Origin of the sequence: Chitinophaga japonensis (genome assembly GCF_007830125.1) — a bacterium.
GTDB classification, from domain to species: domain Bacteria; phylum Bacteroidota; class Bacteroidia; order Chitinophagales; family Chitinophagaceae; genus Chitinophaga; species Chitinophaga japonensis.
Genome location: NZ_VLLG01000003.1, coordinates 1,100,347 through 1,118,550 on the forward strand (window position 1 = coordinate 1,100,347; position 18,204 = coordinate 1,118,550).

Consider the following 18,204-nt stretch of genomic DNA (forward strand, 5'->3'; position numbering starts at 1 on the left):
GAACAAAGGGGGGAATATTGCGGATGATGTGAATTTCTAAGTATTTTGTAGCATGCAATTGACACTATACCCTTTCGAGCTTAAATTCCGTCATACCTTTACCATATCCCGCAAGTCGAAGGACGTGCAGCCTTTACTGGTAGTGGAACTGCAGCAGGACGGCTACAGCGGCCTGGGCGAAACTGCCGATAATGCCTACTATAACATGACCGTGCCGCGGCTGATGGAAGTCATCAATGCGCAGCGCAGCGTAATAGAAGCTTACCGGCTGGATACGCCGGAGGCTTTCTGGGAAGCGTTGTACCCGCTTTTTACAGATAATATGTTCGCCCTGTGCGCGCTGGACCTGGCCGCGCATGACCTGTACGCGAAGCAGCAGGGAAAGAAGCTGTACGAGGTATGGGGCCTGGACATTTCCCATAACCCGCTCACGGACTATACCATCGGGATAGACACGATTCCCAACATGGTGCGCAAACTGCAGGAATTTCCCTGGCCTATTTATAAAATAAAGCTGGGCACCCCGGATGATATTGCCATTATCCGTGAGCTGCGCAGTCATACCGATGCCACCTTCCGGGTAGATGCTAACTGCGCCTGGGGAGTAGAAGAAACGCTCCGCAATGCGGCTGCCTTCCGGGGGCTGGGCGTGGAATTCATTGAGCAGCCGATGCCCGCGGCAGACTGGGAAGGGATGAAAAGGGTGTACGAACAGGCTGCTTTGCCCATTATTGCCGATGAAAGCTGTATTGTAGAAGCGGATGTAGCCCGTTGTCATGGGCACTTTCATGGTATTAATATCAAGCTCACCAAGTGCGGCGGCATTACCCCTGCCCGCCGGATGATTGCGCAGGCCAAAAGCCTGGGCATGAAGGTAATGACCGGCAGCATGAATGAAAGCACCGTGGGCACTTCGGCCGTAGCCCACCTGCTGCCTTACCTGGATTACGTGGATATGGACGGCCCCCTGTTGCTGGCGGAAGACACGGCAGACGGTGTTAAGATAAAAGACGGACGTATTATTTATGCGGACCGGCCGGGGACGGGCGCCATGCTAATTAATAATTAATAATGAATAATTAATAATTCTTCCATCAGGAAGACCTCATTTTGCAGCCGCCCTTTTACCGTAACATTTTTTCCCAGCAGGGATTGCAAAGGGTTTTCCTGCGTGGCAGGTACATCGGCCGGCCGGATCAGGTATTCTTCTTTCTCCGTAACGAGACAGACACCCGCGTAGCTTCTTTTGGTATTGGCATAGAAGGTGCGCAGCTCCAGCCTGCCTGTCAGTTGCAAGGGCTGTTCTATATGCCCGGTAGGTTGCCGTGATTGCATAAGCGGTAAAATCTAATGTCCTGTTCCAATATACATTATTTTGTACTTGCATAGCCGCCGCGGATTCCCTATTTTTAAAGGAAGTCCACCATTTTAATTATCCACGAATGAAAAAACTATTTGGCGCTTTCTTGCTCTTCACAACTTGCTTTTTTGGTTATATGCTAACTGCCCATGCCCAGGTCATAGCCCGTATAGTGGTAGCTGCCGGCTCTTATAAAAGAGAGAACACACCGGTATCGCTGGAGTTGAATGGTATAACGGCCCTGCCGGATACGGCGATGGCCCTGGTGGAAATAAAGAACGGGCAGCGGCGTAGTGTTCCTTTCCAGGTAGAGGAGGGGTATACCCGCAGCCTGTGGTGGATACTGTCCGGCACAAGCGCACCCGGTACGCAGCGGGTGTTTGAGCTGATTGAGAGCAGCCCCGTGCGGCCTGCGCCGGTGGTGATGCAGGCTACGGACCGGGACGGTACCTTGCTGCTGCAGGAAGGCAACCAGTCCATACTTCAATACAACTATGCGACAGTGTATCCGCCGGCAGGGGTGGACAGCGTTTTTCAGCGCAGCGGCTTTATACATCCCCTGTGGGCGCCTAACGGAGCGGTGCTCACGCATATACATCCCCGGGACCACTGGCACCATGTAGGTATCTGGAATCCCTGGACGCATACTGAATTTGAAGGGAAGGAAGTGGATTTCTGGAACCTGGTAAAAAAGCAGGGTACGGTACGCTTTGCCGGTTTCCAGGCCCAAACGCAGGGCCCGGTGTGGAGCGGCTTTAAAGCACTGCAGGAGCATGTAGTGATGAAAGGACAGGGAAAGGAGCAGGTAGCGCTGAATGAAGTGTGGGATGTGCGTGCATACCCGGCCCAGGCCGGCGGCGCCCGCCGTATCTGGGACTTTACCTCTGTTTTCGGCTGTGCAGGCCCAAGCCCGCTATTGCTGGAGCAATACCGCTATGGTGGCGGCTTCGGGTTCCGGGGCACGCCGGAGTGGACCACGGCCACCAGCCAGATACTCACCTCTGAAGGCCGGACCCGCAAGGATGCAGACAGCACCCGTGCGCGCTGGATAAAAGTGACCGGGGAGACCGGCAAGGGCCGGGCAGGCATGCTGGTGCTGTGCTATCCCTCCAACTTTGATGCACCGGAGCCGGTAAGGGTATGGACGGAGAATATGGAAAGGGGGGAGGTGTTCATCAACTTCAGCCCTACAAAAATGAGATCCTGGCTGCTCACTTACGGGAAGCAATATACGCTGAAGTATCGCATCATGATATATAATGATGATATTACCGCTGCGGAGGCAGATGCCATATGGAACGACCTGGCGCATCCGCCGGTAGTGAAAGTGGAGAACGTCCGTTAGCGGATGTGCTTATTTTCTAAGAGTCCTGTAATACTTCACGGCATAGTAGGCGCCCATCAGGCCCATTAATATGAAAACCGTAATGAGCCCCCACTTGCCTGCCAGGCGGTACAGGGGCCTTTCCAGCCGGCTGAGGCGGATGCCGGAGGCGGCTTCTGAAAATTGCAGGTAGCGGTAAACAGCGAAGCCGAAGCCTACGATGGCCAGGGCTACGGCCCACAGCACCTGGCTCCAGGAGGAGGCGCCGGGCCTGTTTTCAGGAGTATGCTGGTTGTTCATAAGCTATGCTTCTTCCATGGTTTGGGGAGGCATCATTAATGGCGCGCGGGTTTTACGGATCAGGTCCACTTCCTCTTTCCAGTTATCGCCAAACAGCCTGCCCATTTTTTCATCTATCCGTTGAATGGTGTCCTGTATCTTTTTGGAATGCACGTAGTCATAGTAATCCCGTAACAGGTAAATATAAACGGAGGTGCTGATCTCTTCGTCCTGCATATCCTGTCCGGCCAGGTAGGCTTCTTCCAGCACCATGTAGTAGCGGCCGGTGTTTTTCCGCCGGCATAGTTCCGCCGCCTGGTACCACCCGTTCATGGCCTGCTGGTTAAAATGATGCTCCTGCGCCAGTTTGGCCTGTTTGATGAACCATTCGATAGCATCGTCAAAGCGTTTGCGCAGTTGTGCGTAAGCGCCCTGGTAGCCGTAGAACTGTATCAGCAGCGGCGGGCAGGCGGCATCGCCCTGCTGTTGCCCCTGTTTGGCAATGCGCATACCGCGGTCCAGCAGTTGCGGCAACTGCGGATCCTTCTTGAAGTAGAAGAGCATGCCCGCATACATGATATGCGTGGTGGCAAACAATCCTTTGTTGCCGCTTCTTTGTGTATAGTCCAGGGCTTTCTGTCCCCATTCATGCAGGCGTTTTACGTCTTTGTCCTGCAGGGCCTTGCCCATTTCAAACAGGCATTTGCGCATGGCTATTTCCGGGTCGTTGGGATTGCCGCTTTTGGCCAGCTTCTGGATGGCGTCGTAAAGTGCCAGCGGCACATGCATGGCATGCAGTTGCCCGGGGAACTGGCGCTCATGTATAGCCAGTTGTTCATTGCCTGCGTGATCGAACACCAGCAGCTTTACACCGTCCGGTATGCCTTTTTTCAGCAGGGTGGTCAGCCAGCGTTTCATGCCGCGCAGGTCGCTTACCAGCCGGGGCAGCAGCGCCAGCACCAGTTGTTTATTTTCCTGCGGGAGGGACTGTCGAAAACTGTCCAGCATGCGCAGCAGCACATCATCCAGCGGCTGCCCGTTTTGGGCGGCCAGGGCCTGCCGGTATGCCTGTGGGTCCCAGGTAAGAGCGGCGTTTTTGTTTTGCAGCTCCTGCATCAGCGCGGCGCTGTTGTCATAAGCTTCCAGCCAGTCCTTCATGATGGCTGCGCTGAAAGTATCCTCATCTTCAAAAGAGGTGAGGTGGGTAACGAATACCTCTTCCAGTTGCCCGTGCGCGGAGGATTCCAGCTTACAGAAACCTTCATACACGCGGGCCTCTTCCGGTTTGATGACCATGCGCACCATGCGGAGCTGGGATTGCGGCGCCACCTCTTTAAGCCAGGCCTGTTGTATTTTGTTTAGCTCCAGCGCTATAGGATTATGTTCGTTCATGTCAGCAATTAATATTCACCATTCCTCCATTAATATCCGTTGCAGTATCGCCGATCACTTTCACGCTGGTACTGCTGATGTCCATTTTGGTAGCGCCCTGGGCCTGGCAATGTTCTGCGAACAGCTTCATATTGGCTGTGCAGAGCAGCTCATGCAGGGTATCTGCAGAGGATTTGATCTTGTCGGCATTGGACTCTATTTTATTGGCGATATTATCTACCGTTATCTGTGCGGCGCCTTCCCCGATGACTACCTTCTCGGAGCCTTTGATGTGCACTTCCTTGGAAAGGAACTCTATTTTATTAGGTGCATCCACCACGATCTTGTCTTCCGTTTTTACGGTTACCAGCGTTTGAGATTGAACGGTGATGTTGCCGGAGCCATCCATTACCATGGTGCTGCCATTTTTGTCGGTAACGGTGATGCTGCCGGAAGCGTCGTCGAGGGAGATGGTGTTGCCGCTGCGGGTTTTGATGGCTTTGACATCATTACCGGCATTGCCGAAGCTGCTTTTAGCCTTGCCGTTGTAGGTAGTTCCTATTACGAAGGGCAGTTCAGGATTGCCTCCTTCAAAATCCACGATCACTTCTTCTCCTACTTCCGGGATCATGAAGAATCCCTTATCACCACCTCCGGCTGCCGATATTACCCGTATCCAGGGCGTTTGGCCGGACGGCTGCCAGCGAAATTTTGCTCTTATTCTGCCCAATCCTTCGGGATCATTGTTCGATACTACTGTAGCAGACTGCGCTTCGCAGAAAGGATGATTGTCGAGTCGGACAAGCGGGGCAGCTACTTCTTCCGGGATGGCAGTAAAATCATTCTCGTAGTTGCCGTTGCCGGTACAGTAATGCGTTACGGAGGTTACAACATATTTTCCCCGGTTCTGATCCTGTAAAAAAGCTTCTTTTATCTCAACCGTGCTCCCTATTTGCAGCCCTGTGTTGTCGCTGTATCCCCTTAACTGTACCATGCCGGCTACTTTATTTTTCTTGGACAGTTTAGCAATGGATTCAATTTCTTTTTCAGATTGCCGGCCAAGCGCTTCATTAATTTTATAGGTGGCCTGCTTGGCAAATAAAGATTCACTGACTTTGCTGACATGTTGCGTATAAGCATTGCCATTAATACTATGAGCGATGGTACTGTTCTCCACCAGATCGTCTTTATAGTAATCTAATCCTACATAACGGCTATTGCTTGGAAGTGTGTTGAGCTCCAGGGAATAGGATGAAAGGTCTACACCATAGGTGAGCAGTAAGGAGGAGGAACCGGATGATTGTCCAAAAATAAGCTGGGCGCCATCATAGTAAAACCATTCTCCAAACCGGTTGGCCAGGCGCTGTAAGAAGCGATAGGTATTTTCCTTGTACTGCACAATATAAGGTAACCTGCCATTGTGAGCAGGTTGTACACTCGTTTTCAATCCTGCTCTTCCATATTGCCCAAGCAGGTTGTTGGCAATATCCGCTAATGATTTTTCCTCGTAAGCTTCTATGTGTGGTTCATCATCCAGCAGGATGGTAGGGCTATATCCGCGGATGAAACATTCAGCCTGCGCAATGCCGCCACGTTTGCCGGTAGCGATATTTGTAACAATACCTTTGAATAATAATGGGGATGAGGATTTCATGGAAAAATCCTGTTCAACGGAAATATAGATGGGCTGACCAATCAATGTTTGGGTTTTGGCAACGGCGTCACTGTCCGTACCAAACAAACCAGCCGGATCTACCACCAGCTCAAAGTAGTGGTGTCCATTTACAGTTTGCGTAAGTTGCAGCCGGTGAAAATCTTTGATCGCTATCTCCTCTTTTCCGCTAATAGTTATCTGGGTTCTGGTTTGAAGTGCCATAGTGGGAAATTTATAGAGCTAAAGAATATTAGTTTGATGAATTATTTGTTAATAAATACCGCCTCTCCAGGCTATTCCACATAATTTGTAGCTTCCATTTTTCTTCGCAAAAATGAATGTCTGATTTGTTTCTTTGTCGCTATCATCTGACCATTGAGCATAGCATAAGTATATTTGTGAATCCATATCCAGATTTTGCAATATCGGCTCACTTCCACTTATCTGCTGTGTTAAATCTTCTTTGCTAATAGTCACTAAACTATCTGCGTTTGTCCTAAGGATTTGCTCTCGTGGCGCCCTTGCTAGTATATCCGGTAATGCAGATAAAAATTGTGCAGTATCAGTGTCTTGAGATGCTGTTGAACCATCGGACTCTATGAACGGAGTAACTCCAGGTAACGGAAAATGGGTTAATTTAATAAGTGCATTGCTGTTGTTTTCCCGAATTGCTTGTTGAAAGTCCGCCCAGAAGGGTTGTATAGTCTGGTAATATTTGGTGTTTAAACTGTCTTCGTTATTCCTGTTATTAGTGATACTGTCATCAGATACCAGCTCACCTTTTCCTGCTGAACCATTTGTATTGTGACAAGCACTAATAAAGAATGGCATAATAAATAGTAGCATCCAGTATCTGAAAAATGTCATATCTGTTTTGTGTTTTGTTATCGTAACATTTTAATCAAGCCCAATTCTTCCATTCGTTTAAGAATTACTGCACAGCCTGGTTGTTTGGAAACAAGATTAGCATCAAATTTGCCGTCTGATCTGTACTTTCCTTTATTATAGTGATTAGAATAACTCCATAAGTAGGGAGTCAACATTTTATTATGATAGGCATAATAGCCAATGCCATTGTATTTTTCTAGCCATCTTAGCATTCTAGGCAAGTTCCAGTATGTTTCCCTGTCAATTCTTAAAAATTTAAGTGCATCTATTGCACTTTCTTCAAATTCAAATGGCGGTTTATGTCCTACCTGAGGTCGTCCTTTAGGCACCATCTTGGTAAAACCTAATAAAGGGTCTCCGTTATGTAAGTGTCTGTTAAAGCTACCACCTGTCTCAGTAAAATGTATACATGCAATAAAGTACCATGGAATCTGCGCTCCTTTTGAGCCTGCTGTTAATACAGGTGCAGCAGTCATATAGTCCCTTAGAGCAGGATGCAGGGAAGTATCATTGGGGGACTCAAAAAAATAACAATAGCCGGACCTCTCATACATGTAATAATCTGCATATCGTATTCCATACTTTACAGCGAGCGAAATATATTCGTATCGTTTTTGATTTCCTGTCATCTTATTGATAACACTATTAATCTCGCCTAATTTTTCTGGCTTGATCTTACAGCTATCAAATAGTTGAATATATTCAATATCAGTTGGTGTAGTGGAAACTGCCGGCATACTAGATAGATTTCAAATTTGTCCTTTCTCCTTTTAGTCTGCATCCACATCATTATACTGGCCAGGAATTTTCAAATGCACTGCTATTAAGTTTTACTTCTTTTGCCGAAATTGTGATCCTTACCTGCATGGGTATTTCGCCATTAGACTGAAAATGTTCTTCATAGTTTATGCAGTAGGCATCAGAGAATTTCAGTTCTTTCAGTTTGGATAGTGCATCTCTTCGATAAAAAATTATACTACCGCTTTTAGTCTTTGTGTTAGATACCATCCAGTCAAATAATTCGGTACTACCATCTGATTCTAATGTAACATTTATTTGACCTCCTGTAGGACGGGAAGCGGGTTTGCCATTATAGTCCGTCCCCTGCGTAAAAGAAAAATGGCAATCCAGTACATTTATTTCTTCTCCGTCTAATTGCATCACTGCTTTAAAAGACATATGGTTAATGATTTAGGATAATGATTAAATAAAGCGTTATTAATAAACTGTGTTACAAATGCTACCACCTGTAGTTGGAATTTATTTTACGTGTAAGGCTTTTCTCATGGTTCATTAATATTTGGGTTAAAACACATTCAGGTTCGGATACGAAAATAACTATTCTTGGAGATATTTATCTATCAACTGTTAGATATTCTGATTATCATTCTTTGAAATTATAGTATAATAATATTCTTTATTTTGATAATATAAATAGCGGCACCGGAATAGGTGCATTTTCTAATTTTTCTCCAGTTTACGAATAGCTTTTAGCTTTCCGTTTTCAAACTGTAATATATAATTCCAGTATCGTTGAACCAATATTTGTTTGTTTTTCACCGCCGATAGTGCTTCATCCTTTGCCGGACCAAACATTAACCGGCACATTTCGGGAGACATGCCAATTTGCGGCGTGCGTGTTAGCATCGCCAGCCAATGTTTTTGTCCCAGTTTATGTTCATATTCACTTGCCTCCGCTTCAGTATAGTAGATGCGCGGGGATCTGCTATTGACATTTTCATCTGTTAGCCAGCTATGGTTAACCATGATTTCAGTTCCATGGTCACTTTTTAATATCAATGCTATCAGATGCTCGTTATTGTAGGTAAGTTCCTCCGTATAAGGAGCTACAACAACATCTGTGCAGGTCCATCTTTCCCCTGTTAAAACAGAGATCGGCTGTTTAGTAATGCGGTCGGTAAAATTCTTTTTGTAGGAATCTACCAGTACTATTACTTTGTTTAACCAGTCTTTTTTGATCTTTTCATAGAGGCCTACAATGATAAAAGGGTAAGTAGGAGAGAAAGAGTGTGTTTTAATACCATTTGTAGTAATATGATAGTAAATAGCATTACCACCGGTCTTATCCTTTAGCTTAAAATAATAAGGATGGGAATTACTGTGAGTACGATTATCGTCGTATATTTCTTTCCGCTCTACTATGTCGTGTATCCGGAAATACTTTCCTGCTATAGCATCATACCGGCTTAGGCGGGGATCAGCTCCGGGCTGATACACACTCTTTTCCAGGTAGGATTGATAAATATGCTCGTAATCGGCTTTCTCTATACGAGGCGGAAAATACAGCGCTTGACCTTTTAACAACCCAATATGATCAACGTCAATATACCTACTGCTGCTGTCATACCTTTGAGGCGTAGTGGGAGGGCCATCGTAAGTTTTTATTTGAGCAATAGATAAATGGGCAAAAGCAAATAGGGTGCTAAACAAAACGTACATTCTTTTCATAAGATCAACATATGATATGGTTACCGGGAAGCGAATGTAACGAATCTCCCCTTTACCCAAATTTAATAAAAAACCACGCCTGCATTATAATCATAACATTAATGAATAAATGAATTATTATAACTTATTAAGTATTCAATCATGCCATTGACTGATAATTATTTGCGGCATTCTTAAGCTTAATAAAAAATCCGCCATCCAACCAAACCATTATTTCATGCAACGCATCGCGCCTCCACCAAAGCCCATTTCACTGTGTGAAAAATATGTTATATACATTTTAAGCGTATCTTTATTGCCTTAATACAAGCATCATAATAAAAGTATGACCCATCCACCGGCTCCTGGCCGTGGACCACGCAAGGAAGATTTTGATCGTTAATCATTAGCTGGAAAAACCGTGTATCATCCACATGACCCTGGCAACATATTCTACATATACGCCTGAAGTGCAGGCCGCCATCCGTATCGCCCAGGCAATTGCCAAAGAATATCACCATGCGCGCTATACACCCGCGCACCTGCTCAAAGCCTGCCTGCATAAAGACACCGGGCTGGCATCCGCATTACAGGCCCTGGACCTGGATATCTATTACCTGGAAGAATGGGCCGATGTGCGGCTGGACAGCCTTCCCAAAGCACCCCGGCTGCCCGACGAACCGGCCCCGGATGATCAGGCTGCTACCGTATTGCAGGAGGCCGACGCCATCCGGCAGGAGCAGAACCTCGAAACAACGGATGCCTGGTGCCTGCTCATCGCATTAAGCACACCCGGTGTAGGCTTCTCGTATGAACAGCTTAAAACATTTCCCTTCACACGGGAGCAGTTATTAACGCGGTTTACTAAAAATAGTAATGGCGCAAAGCAACCGGTGGCTACTAACGGGCACTACAATACGGCCGGCAATACCGCCTTGAAATATGTATTTCGCCTGACAGATCCGCAACGCCTGGAAGAAAAGCACGCCATGATAGGGCGCGATGCAGAGGTGCGCATGATGACGGAGATACTGACCCGCAAGGGCCGGTCCAGTATATTAATAATAGGAGAGGGCGGCGTTGGCAAAACTTCTTTAACGGATGGGCTCGCCCAGGCCATCGTGCATAAACAGGTGCCCCTCTTGCTACAGCAAACAGATATATATGCGCTGGACTATGGCGCTTTTATTGCCGGCGCAGCCTACAAGAACGAACTGGAGGACCGCCTGCTGCAGATCATACAGCAATTGAAACAAAGCGGCCGTCATATATTATTCATTGATAACCTGCACACCCTGCTGGACAAACAACCAGGTTCCGGCAGCGGTGGCATTGCCAATATCCTGAAGGCCGCGCTTGGTAAAGGCGAGATCATCGTGATCGGCAGTTGCACGCCTGAAGGCTTCCGCAAGCTGGTAGAGCCGGACAGCCTGCTGCGTCACTGCTTTGAAACCATCACACTGCCGGAGCCGGATGAAGCACTGGCGGCGCGGATGATACAGGCGGTGATCCCGGCCTACGAAAGTTATTATCATTTAAAGACATCTCCTGCAGTCATACTGGAAGCCATCCGCCTGTCCCGCCGTTATCTCAAAGAGCGTTGCCTGCCGGACAGCGCCATCAACCTGCTGGACCGCACTATGGCAGCTATACGCACCTTACAGGATACCGGCGCGCAGGTGCTGGAACAACTGCAGCAGCAGTTGGCGGCTATTGATGTGCATGAGGAGAATGCCCGCCAGGAATTGCTATGGCTATATCAGCAGCTCATGCAGCGCCTGAGCGCCCTGCTCACCAGCCGGCTGCATACTGCAAAAGATATTTTCAGGATAGAGGACCGGCAGGAGCTGCACAGTACCCTGCAGGATATGTTGCAGCAACTGCAATCCCTCGCAGCCACCCACCAGGATGAAGTGACAGCGCTGGACCTGGCCACCATTATTGCAGAGATCACCGGTATACCGCTGGGTAAGATACAGTCGCAGGAGCGTGAGCGCCTGGTCAATATGGATAACCACCTGCGCAAGCGGGTAGTAGGGCAGGACCATGCGCTGAAGACCGTGGCGGAGGCCATCCTGGAATCCCGCTCCGGGCTCAGCAGGCCGGGGCAGCCCATCGGCTCCTTTTTCTTCCTGGGCCCTACCGGCACCGGCAAAACGGAGCTGGCAAAATCCCTGGCTGATTTCCTGTTCCAGGACGAGCGCTGCATGATCCGCTTTGACATGTCAGAGTTCAAAGAAGAACATTCCGCCGCCTTGTTATATGGCGCTCCGCCCGGCTATGTGGGCTATGAAGAAGGCGGACTGTTGGTAAACAAGATAAGGCAGCAGCCCTACGCGGTAGTGCTGTTCGATGAAATTGAAAAAGCGCACCCATCCGTATTTGATATTTTTCTGCAGATCATGGATGAAGGCAAGCTGCATGACCGCCTGGGCAAAACCGGCGATTTTTCCAACGCGCTCATCCTGTTCACCTCCAACATCGGCAGCGATATGATCGCGCAGTCCTTCCGGGACGGCGCTATCCCGCCTTCGCAGCAGTTGATGGAAGTGATGGCCCGCCATTTCCGGCCCGAGTTCCTGGGCCGTCTCACGGAGATCGTGCCGTTTGGGCCTATACAGCAGGAGAACGTGGTAAAGATATTTGACATTCACCTGCAGCATTTACTGCAAATGCTGGAGCAGCAGGAGATCGCTTTCCAGGTGTCGGATGCCGCGCGGCGGCAACTGGCCACATTGGGTTACTCGCCACAATACGGCGCCCGCCCGCTGAAGGAGGTGATCCGCAGCCGCCTGCGCAAACCACTGTCACGTATGATCATAGAAGGCACCCTGCGTAAACAGATGCAGGTGATGCTGGACATCGACGAACAGGGAGAATTGAAATGGGAGGTGAGCGAGTGAAAAGTGAATAGTCAATAGTGAATGGGAGAAGGGGACAAGGGGACAAGGGAAAAAGGAAAAGGGGATGTTCCTTCTTTCGCAGCTTTCTCCCTTCTCCTTTTTCCCTTTCACCATTCACTTTAAAATAAATTGTTTAACTTGAATAAGGTAACCATAGCAAATATTAAAACCGTTTCTTATGAATGACAATTATGGAATTGGTGGAAACGAAGTGAAGCTCGACGCCAATGAAGCCATTGTTGAAATATCTCATAACCGTACCCTGTTTGCTGAAAAGTTAACCCAGCAAACACCTGTTAAGCCCGAGATCGTACAAGGGCTTACTTCGGTGGAAGATGTTTTTGAAAATTACAAACCTGCAGTACCCGTTACCTTTCACGATGCAGATGGCCGGCCCGTGCCGGAGAACCTGCAGTTCCACAACCTGGGCGATTTCGGGGTAAAAGGCATTACTGCACAAAGCGCTTTCCTGAATGACCTGGCCACGGAAAAAGAACAGTTCCTCAAGATCATGAAGCACCTGAAGACAAACAAGATACTGAAGACCGCACTGGCAGACCCCGCCGCAAGGCAGGCCCTGCTGAATGCGGTGAGAGGAATGTTAAAGGACCTGGACACCAAATAGAATAAATTAATAATTAACAATGAATAATTAATAATAAACGGCACTGGTGTTACAATGAAACATTAGCCTTACGATTATTAATTGTTAATTATTCATTATTAATTGACCTTTTTTCACGCAACAATTATTTCATTCTTATGGCAGAGTTACAAAAAAACCAGCAGGAGGAACTGCAAACTGCCGGTCAGCCTGCACCCCAACAGCAGGAAGTTTCCCTTGAGCAAAGCATTGGCGCGCTGGCCAAGTTCGGGGGATTTGACCTGCTGGAAGCGTCAATTGAAGGCGCGCAGAACCTCAATCCCGACCGTAAAGCAAGACGTAATATATTCCTCACGGAAGCCAATAAAAAATCCGAACGCGACAAGCTGCGTAAATCCCTCCAGATATGGGAGAAGGTACTGTCTGCCAGTACAGAGTTGCCGGACATGGTAAATTACTGTACCGAACACGCAGAACAGGCCGATAAAGTGCTGTCCACTAACCTGGCGGAAGCTGTAGAAGCCACCAGGGAACTGGAACAGTCTTACCGCAACGTGGCCCTGTTCTTCAAGAACACGGAATCTGATAAAATAAAGAACGTGGCGTTCATCAACGTAGAGCTGGACCAGTTGAAAGACCTGGACAATACCCGCTTTATTGATGCCATACACCAGGAGCTGGTGCAGCATTACGACCGCCTGGATCTGCGCGGCAATTACAGCCTGCTGATCATTCCCGGTTACCTGGGCTCCAACAAGGTGCTGGAAAAATGGGCCAAGATAGCGCACGAAAATAAGGTGATGCTGGTGACCGATTTCTCCCACCTGGATGCGCCGGACGACGTCATGGAAATGTTTGAGCAGGCCAACCTCACCGGTGGGGAGATCCATCGCTCCAACGTGATCATGGCCTGTAACTGGCTGGTGGGCCGCGGCAAGTTCGATGAAGTAGGAGAGGAGGATCATTTGTACGTGCCGCCCTCCGGCGCCCTGGCCGGCAAGATCTACAAGACCCTGATGTCGCAGGTGACCGCTGGTAAAAAATTTGGCGGCATGAACGAAGTGGACGGCGTGAAGTTTGAGCTGAAGAAAAGCGAGATCGCCAGCCTGGAGAAAATGGGCCTGGTGCCAATGGTAAAGGAATACGGCAAGGTAATGGCCTTCAGCGCCAAAACCCTGTTCAACGGCGATAACATCGGGCTGCAAACTTATTCCGTAGTGCGTGTGTTCGACTACGTGACCAAGGTGCTGATGGATTTCCTGAACCGCCGCGCATTCGAGAACTTCAACGCCAACACCCGCCGCGACCTGATGAAGCAGATCATCCGCTTCCTGGACAGTATAACGGGACCGGATAAACTGATAGAAGATTTCAACGTCCGCCGTTTTGAGCAGGACCCCATCCAGAAGGACCGTATCCACCTGGACATTCACCTCAAACCTTATTTCCCTGCCAAAAATTTCCTGATCAAAATGGAAGGGCATAAAGGCGAAGATGTGAATGAATGGGAAACTGAATATGAACAAGATAAACAGTGAGCATGTGCGGATGTACAGATCCGCACATCATTCCGTACCTGTGTTAATAATTTTCAAAAGAATGATAGCTACGACAGGGCATGTGACAGTAGGCGCGTGTTTGGGCATTATGCTGGCCTTCAGCAGCCGGCCGGCTATGGCGCAGGCACGCTCATCCATAGATACCATACTAACCACCAGGGGCGCGGCTACCCTTATCAGTTGCGCCGCCCCGGTAAGTACCTTCCAGATAGGCGATGGAAAAAATGCAGACTATGATTACCGCATTGTAGATGGTAACCTCGTGTTTATCCGGCCTACCTCCACCATGCCCCGAACCACCAACCTGATCGTCAGGGAGGGCAGTAACATCCACTACCTGATCCTGGCCTACCGCGACAAGGTGGACCTGACCCGGCTCAAGTATACGCTTTCCGGCGCTGCAGGAGCCGAAGAAGGTGCGGAAGCCACCGCAGAAGCGGCAGTGGTAAAAGGCAGTGACGGCGGACAGATCGCGGTGATATCGAATGAAGAGGCGGTTGCCGAATTTGAGGAAGTAGATACCGTTACCGTGGGGCGCATCGCGGCCGACTTTGCCGCGCAGCAGAAAGGCGGCCACCAGTATGAGACAAAGATCAACGGCGTGTCGCTCAGTTTTTCCAATGCCATGCTGCTGAATGAGCAGGCTTATTTCTGCTACCGCGTGCGCAACCGGTCAAAGCAGCCCTACAACCTGCTTAAAGTGACCATGATGTATAAGGACAGCAAGGAAAAGGACCGCCTGTACACCATGCCGGTGCTGTATAAAAAGGCGCCGTCCGCCATTCCTGCAAAGGACGATCAGCAACTGGTATTTGTAGTGCCCAGCCGCACGTTTAAACGCAACGATGAGGTGATAGTAGTACTGCGGCACGATACCGGCAAGCAACAGCAACTGGTGCTGTATACCCCGGTAAATGCGTTGCCCAAATATATGATCAGCCAGTAAGCCAGTATGGTAAAATACTTCCTGATATGGTGTTGTTGCCTGTGCATGTGCACCGCCAGGGCCCAGGAGTTGGTGGACTTCTGCGGGGAGGCCGTACCATTGGAGCGGGATTTTGTTTCCTACCGCCTGATGAATGTGATCAAATGGCACCTGCGCCACGAGAATTTCCTGCCCCTGCTCAAAGCCAAATCCGAACAATATTTCCCGCTCATCGTGCCCATCCTGCGGCAGTATGATATCCCGGAAGATTTCAAGTACCTGCCGGTAGTGGAGAGCGGCTTTACCAACGCCACCTCCCCGGTAGGCGCACAGGGCGTATGGCAACTGATGCCCGCCACCGCCACAGAGCTGGGCCTGGTAGTGGGCAGCAGCTATGATGAGCGCAACCACCTGCTGAAAGCCACCCGGGCCGCCTGCGTGCTGATACGCAAACTGTATGACCAGCTACAATCCTGGACCCTGGCCGCTGCGGCTTATAATGCCGGCGCCGGTAATATAAGCCGCAACATCCGCCGGCAGCGCAGCAATGATTATTACCAGCTAATGCTGAACAACGAAACGGCGCAGTACATCTACAAGATCATTGCCGTAAAGCAGTTGTTTGAAAGCCCGGAACTGTACCTGCCCGGCTTCGGGTACAACGTGTTCAATAAAAATGCCGTAAATGGCTCCGTATTTGCCGCTACGCCGGTTCCTGAATCAGACGCTGCTTTCAAAAGCATCCGCATCAATGTAGGCAGGCGGCTGCACAAAACGCCCGTCATCACCTACAATGCGCGGTTGCAGCAGGCCGCCGCCTTTAAGGACGGCCAACTGGTAAGTATCCAACTGCTGGATGATCTGCAGTCCGATGGCGTATACATCAGCAGGAACACCCGCATTTCCGGGAAAGGCTGGCTGGTGAGCAACCGTATTTACGTGGACCTGGGTTTTGGCGATACGCTGGTGCTGTGTGACAGCGAAGGTAAAAAGGGCGTGCCCCTGGACCAGTTGAAGGAGGGGGCCGCGGTGCAGCTCATAAAAGGGGGGTAGCCCTGCTAGACGAGGGTATCATTCATAAATATCCGGTAAGGATAGTGGTTGGGGGAGTGCTCCTGCAACTGCATCAGCAATTCTTCTTTCAGGTAATTCAAGCTGCCGTTGGCATAGGTATCTGCCGGCCTGGTCAGCATAATGCGCACGTCAATGCTGCGGCCATAACCATGGGAGCCGGGCAGCAGGGTAACGCCTTTGGTAACGGCCACGGATTGCAGCTCCTTACCCAGGATATGCCGGCACAAAGCCTTAATATCTTCCGGTGTTACGATCCGGTTGTGCGTAAGCAGGTGGTAGCGGTAGAGGTTGATCTTTTCATCAATGCTCAGGCGGTCCTTTCCGCCTTGCGTGTTGGTAAGCAGGGTAATGCTGCCGGGTTGCACCTGTACGGTGCCATACTCCTGCAGGCGGCTGCCCATACGGATGTTATTGGCGGCGGCGCCATTGGTGGTATAGAATGAGATGAACAGGTACTCCGCATTTTCCCTGGGCTTTACCATCAGGTAAGGAATATTGCCTTTGTTGCTGGACGGCTGCAACTGCTCTTCCAGTGAAGCAATAAGCTGGTGCAGCTCCCGCATGCGGCCGGCCACGTAATCGTTCTTCACTTCTTCAAACAGGGAGCTTTCATCCCGGATCACTTCTATCAGGTAGGCAATGATCTCCTTGGCCTCCCGCGTATCAAAGCGCCCGATACCGCTGCTGCGCACTACCAGCTCGCCTTCCTGCATTTCGCCTGCGGTGGTGAAATTACGCACATGATAATCCGTACCTTCCAGGTCATACACTCTTTTTATGTCAAAAAAGATATCGGGTGTATGCAGGGGGATGATGTTCAGGTAGCGGTTCAGCTTCAGCGACTGCTCATTCTGTTTTTTATTAATCACCGGGAAGCAGTTGATGCTGCAATACAGGTCTTCCAGCAGGGAATGGTGGATGGCCTCGGGGAATACCACCTGCACCCACGCTGTTACGGGCGCCAGGGTGTGCCAGTCCTTTCCGAAGGTTTGCTGCAATGCGGCAGGCGCCGGCGCCTGCCCGTTCATGGCCACTGCCTGGTTCACCGTCAGGAAATGCCGGCGGTAGCGCTGCAGCACTTCCCGGCTGTAGCGGGCATTGGCGTCAAAGGCCAGGTTCATCATGGCGTCCAGCTCTTCCTGGTAGCCCTGGCGGCTGTGGTAATAGCCGCTTTGCAGGGGCAGCTCCGTGCCGTTCACAAAAAAGCGGGCCAGCGGCAGGTAATAGTAGAACATTTCCTGCTGGTGGATGTTGCGCAGGTCAAAGAAAAAGGACAGGCCGTTCATATCCTCCGGGAGCGTCTCCATGGACAGGCCCAGCCATAAATGGTTGGGTGGTGCATCCGGCGGCAGGGCGCCCTGCAGCACCTGTTCCTTGAACCAGTGCTCGCGGGTCTCGAACAGCTTGCCGCCAATGGCCATGTAACGCACCTGCCCGCGGAACACGCGGTGCTGCGCCAGCGGGCTGAAGAACAGGTCGTGGCTGTGCGGGCCGGCCTTGCTGCTATAGTAAAACTGGTGATCGGGTGTAATATGCGTGGCCGGCTCATTGGCGCCGGCATGCAAGATGCCATAGGCGGGCTGGCTGCTGGTAATGGGCTCCGGCATCATGATCTGGGCCAGGCGCTCTACCAGGCGCGCATGGGATACGTCCACCTCGCCGGATATTTTTTCCAGCTCACTGGCGCAGGCTTCCAGCAGTAACTGCACAATAGGATCAAAAGAGGTTTCCACCTCCGCATCCGGGTAACCCCAGAGCCTGGCGGCGGTTTTCAGCATGCGGTCCTTTATGCGTTCTTTTTTTTCTTTCATCCTT

Annotated in this window: 16 protein-coding genes; 7 read left to right on the top strand and 9 right to left on the bottom strand. The window is 49.9% G+C overall.

Going from position 1 to position 18,204, the window contains the following annotated elements:
* Nucleotides 1-52: 52 nt before the first annotated feature.
* Nucleotides 53-1,069, top strand: coding sequence for a dipeptide epimerase (locus LX66_RS13500; protein WP_145714293.1), 1,017 nt, complete (start codon nucleotides 53-55; stop codon nucleotides 1,067-1,069).
* Here the strand turns inward: LX66_RS13500 and LX66_RS13505 are convergent.
* Nucleotides 1,066-1,335 carry a hypothetical protein gene (locus LX66_RS13505; RefSeq protein ID WP_145714296.1) on the bottom strand — a complete coding sequence of 90 codons (270 nt, stop codon included), beginning with the start codon at nucleotides 1,333-1,335 and terminating at the stop codon, nucleotides 1,066-1,068. The two genes, LX66_RS13500 and LX66_RS13505, sit on opposite strands and share 4 nt — an antisense overlap.
* Before the next feature lie 161 nt (nucleotides 1,336-1,496).
* Here LX66_RS13505 and LX66_RS13510 point away from each other — a divergent pair, with 161 nt between their 5' ends.
* Nucleotides 1,497-2,705, top strand: coding sequence for a DUF6807 domain-containing protein (locus tag LX66_RS13510; protein ID WP_158642629.1), 1,209 nt, complete (start codon nucleotides 1,497-1,499; stop codon nucleotides 2,703-2,705).
* Nucleotides 2,706-2,714: 9 nt separating this feature from the next.
* Here the strand turns inward: LX66_RS13510 and LX66_RS13515 are convergent, their stop codons facing one another.
* The 7 genes from LX66_RS13515 to LX66_RS13545 form a co-directional block, all read right to left on the bottom strand.
* Nucleotides 2,715-2,984, bottom strand: a complete 270-nt coding sequence (locus tag LX66_RS13515) for a hypothetical protein (RefSeq protein WP_145714303.1) — start codon at nucleotides 2,982-2,984, stop codon at nucleotides 2,715-2,717.
* A gap of 3 nt (nucleotides 2,985-2,987) precedes the next feature.
* Entirely contained in the window at nucleotides 2,988-4,355 is a 1,368-nt protein-coding gene (locus LX66_RS13520) for a hypothetical protein (protein ID WP_145714306.1), read from the bottom strand.
* A 1-nt stretch (nucleotide 4,356) separates the two neighbouring features.
* Nucleotides 4,357-6,210: a type VI secretion system Vgr family protein gene (locus LX66_RS13525; RefSeq protein WP_145714309.1), complete on the bottom strand. Its 1,854-nt coding sequence runs from the start codon at nucleotides 6,208-6,210 to the stop codon at nucleotides 4,357-4,359.
* Nucleotides 6,211-6,258: 48 nt separating this feature from the next.
* Nucleotides 6,259-6,855, bottom strand: coding sequence for a hypothetical protein (locus tag LX66_RS13530; RefSeq protein ID WP_145714311.1), 597 nt, complete (start codon nucleotides 6,853-6,855; stop codon nucleotides 6,259-6,261).
* A gap of 17 nt (nucleotides 6,856-6,872) precedes the next feature.
* Nucleotides 6,873-7,613, bottom strand: a complete 741-nt coding sequence (locus LX66_RS13535) for a hypothetical protein (protein ID WP_145714312.1) — start codon at nucleotides 7,611-7,613, stop codon at nucleotides 6,873-6,875.
* Between the two features lie 52 nt (nucleotides 7,614-7,665).
* Entirely contained in the window at nucleotides 7,666-8,055 is a 390-nt protein-coding gene (gene tssD / locus LX66_RS13540) for a type VI secretion system tube protein TssD (protein WP_145714314.1), read from the bottom strand.
* Nucleotides 8,056-8,337: 282 nt separating this feature from the next.
* Nucleotides 8,338-9,345, bottom strand: a complete 1,008-nt coding sequence (locus LX66_RS13545) for a hypothetical protein (RefSeq protein WP_145714318.1) — start codon at nucleotides 9,343-9,345, stop codon at nucleotides 8,338-8,340.
* Between the two features lie 413 nt (nucleotides 9,346-9,758).
* Here LX66_RS13545 and LX66_RS13550 point away from each other — a divergent pair, with 413 nt between their 5' ends.
* From LX66_RS13550 to LX66_RS13570, 5 genes are all read left to right on the top strand, one after another.
* Nucleotides 9,759-12,227, top strand: a complete 2,469-nt coding sequence (locus LX66_RS13550; protein ID WP_145714325.1) for an AAA family ATPase — start codon at nucleotides 9,759-9,761, stop codon at nucleotides 12,225-12,227.
* Nucleotides 12,228-12,405: 178 nt separating this feature from the next.
* The gene (locus LX66_RS13555; protein WP_145714328.1) at nucleotides 12,406-12,852 is read left to right on the top strand and encodes a hypothetical protein; all 447 of its coding nucleotides are present in this window, start codon (nucleotides 12,406-12,408) and stop codon (nucleotides 12,850-12,852) included.
* Nucleotides 12,853-12,989: 137 nt separating this feature from the next.
* A complete protein-coding gene (locus LX66_RS13560) occupies nucleotides 12,990-14,369 on the top strand; it encodes a DUF5458 family protein (protein ID WP_145714330.1) in 1,380 nt (459 codons plus the stop codon).
* A 61-nt stretch (nucleotides 14,370-14,430) separates the two neighbouring features.
* Nucleotides 14,431-15,336: a hypothetical protein gene (locus LX66_RS13565; protein ID WP_158642630.1), complete on the top strand. Its 906-nt coding sequence runs from the start codon at nucleotides 14,431-14,433 to the stop codon at nucleotides 15,334-15,336.
* Nucleotides 15,337-15,342: 6 nt separating this feature from the next.
* Nucleotides 15,343-16,368 (top strand): transglycosylase SLT domain-containing protein, encoded by a 1,026-nt coding sequence (locus LX66_RS13570; protein ID WP_145714336.1) that lies wholly within the window; start codon nucleotides 15,343-15,345, stop codon nucleotides 16,366-16,368.
* 5 nt (nucleotides 16,369-16,373) lie between these two features.
* On the opposite strand, the gene LX66_RS13575 is transcribed toward LX66_RS13570, so the two are convergent.
* Entirely contained in the window at nucleotides 16,374-18,200 is a 1,827-nt protein-coding gene (locus tag LX66_RS13575; protein ID WP_145714339.1) for a type VI secretion system baseplate subunit TssF, read from the bottom strand.
* Between the last annotated feature and the right edge of the window lie 4 nt (nucleotides 18,201-18,204).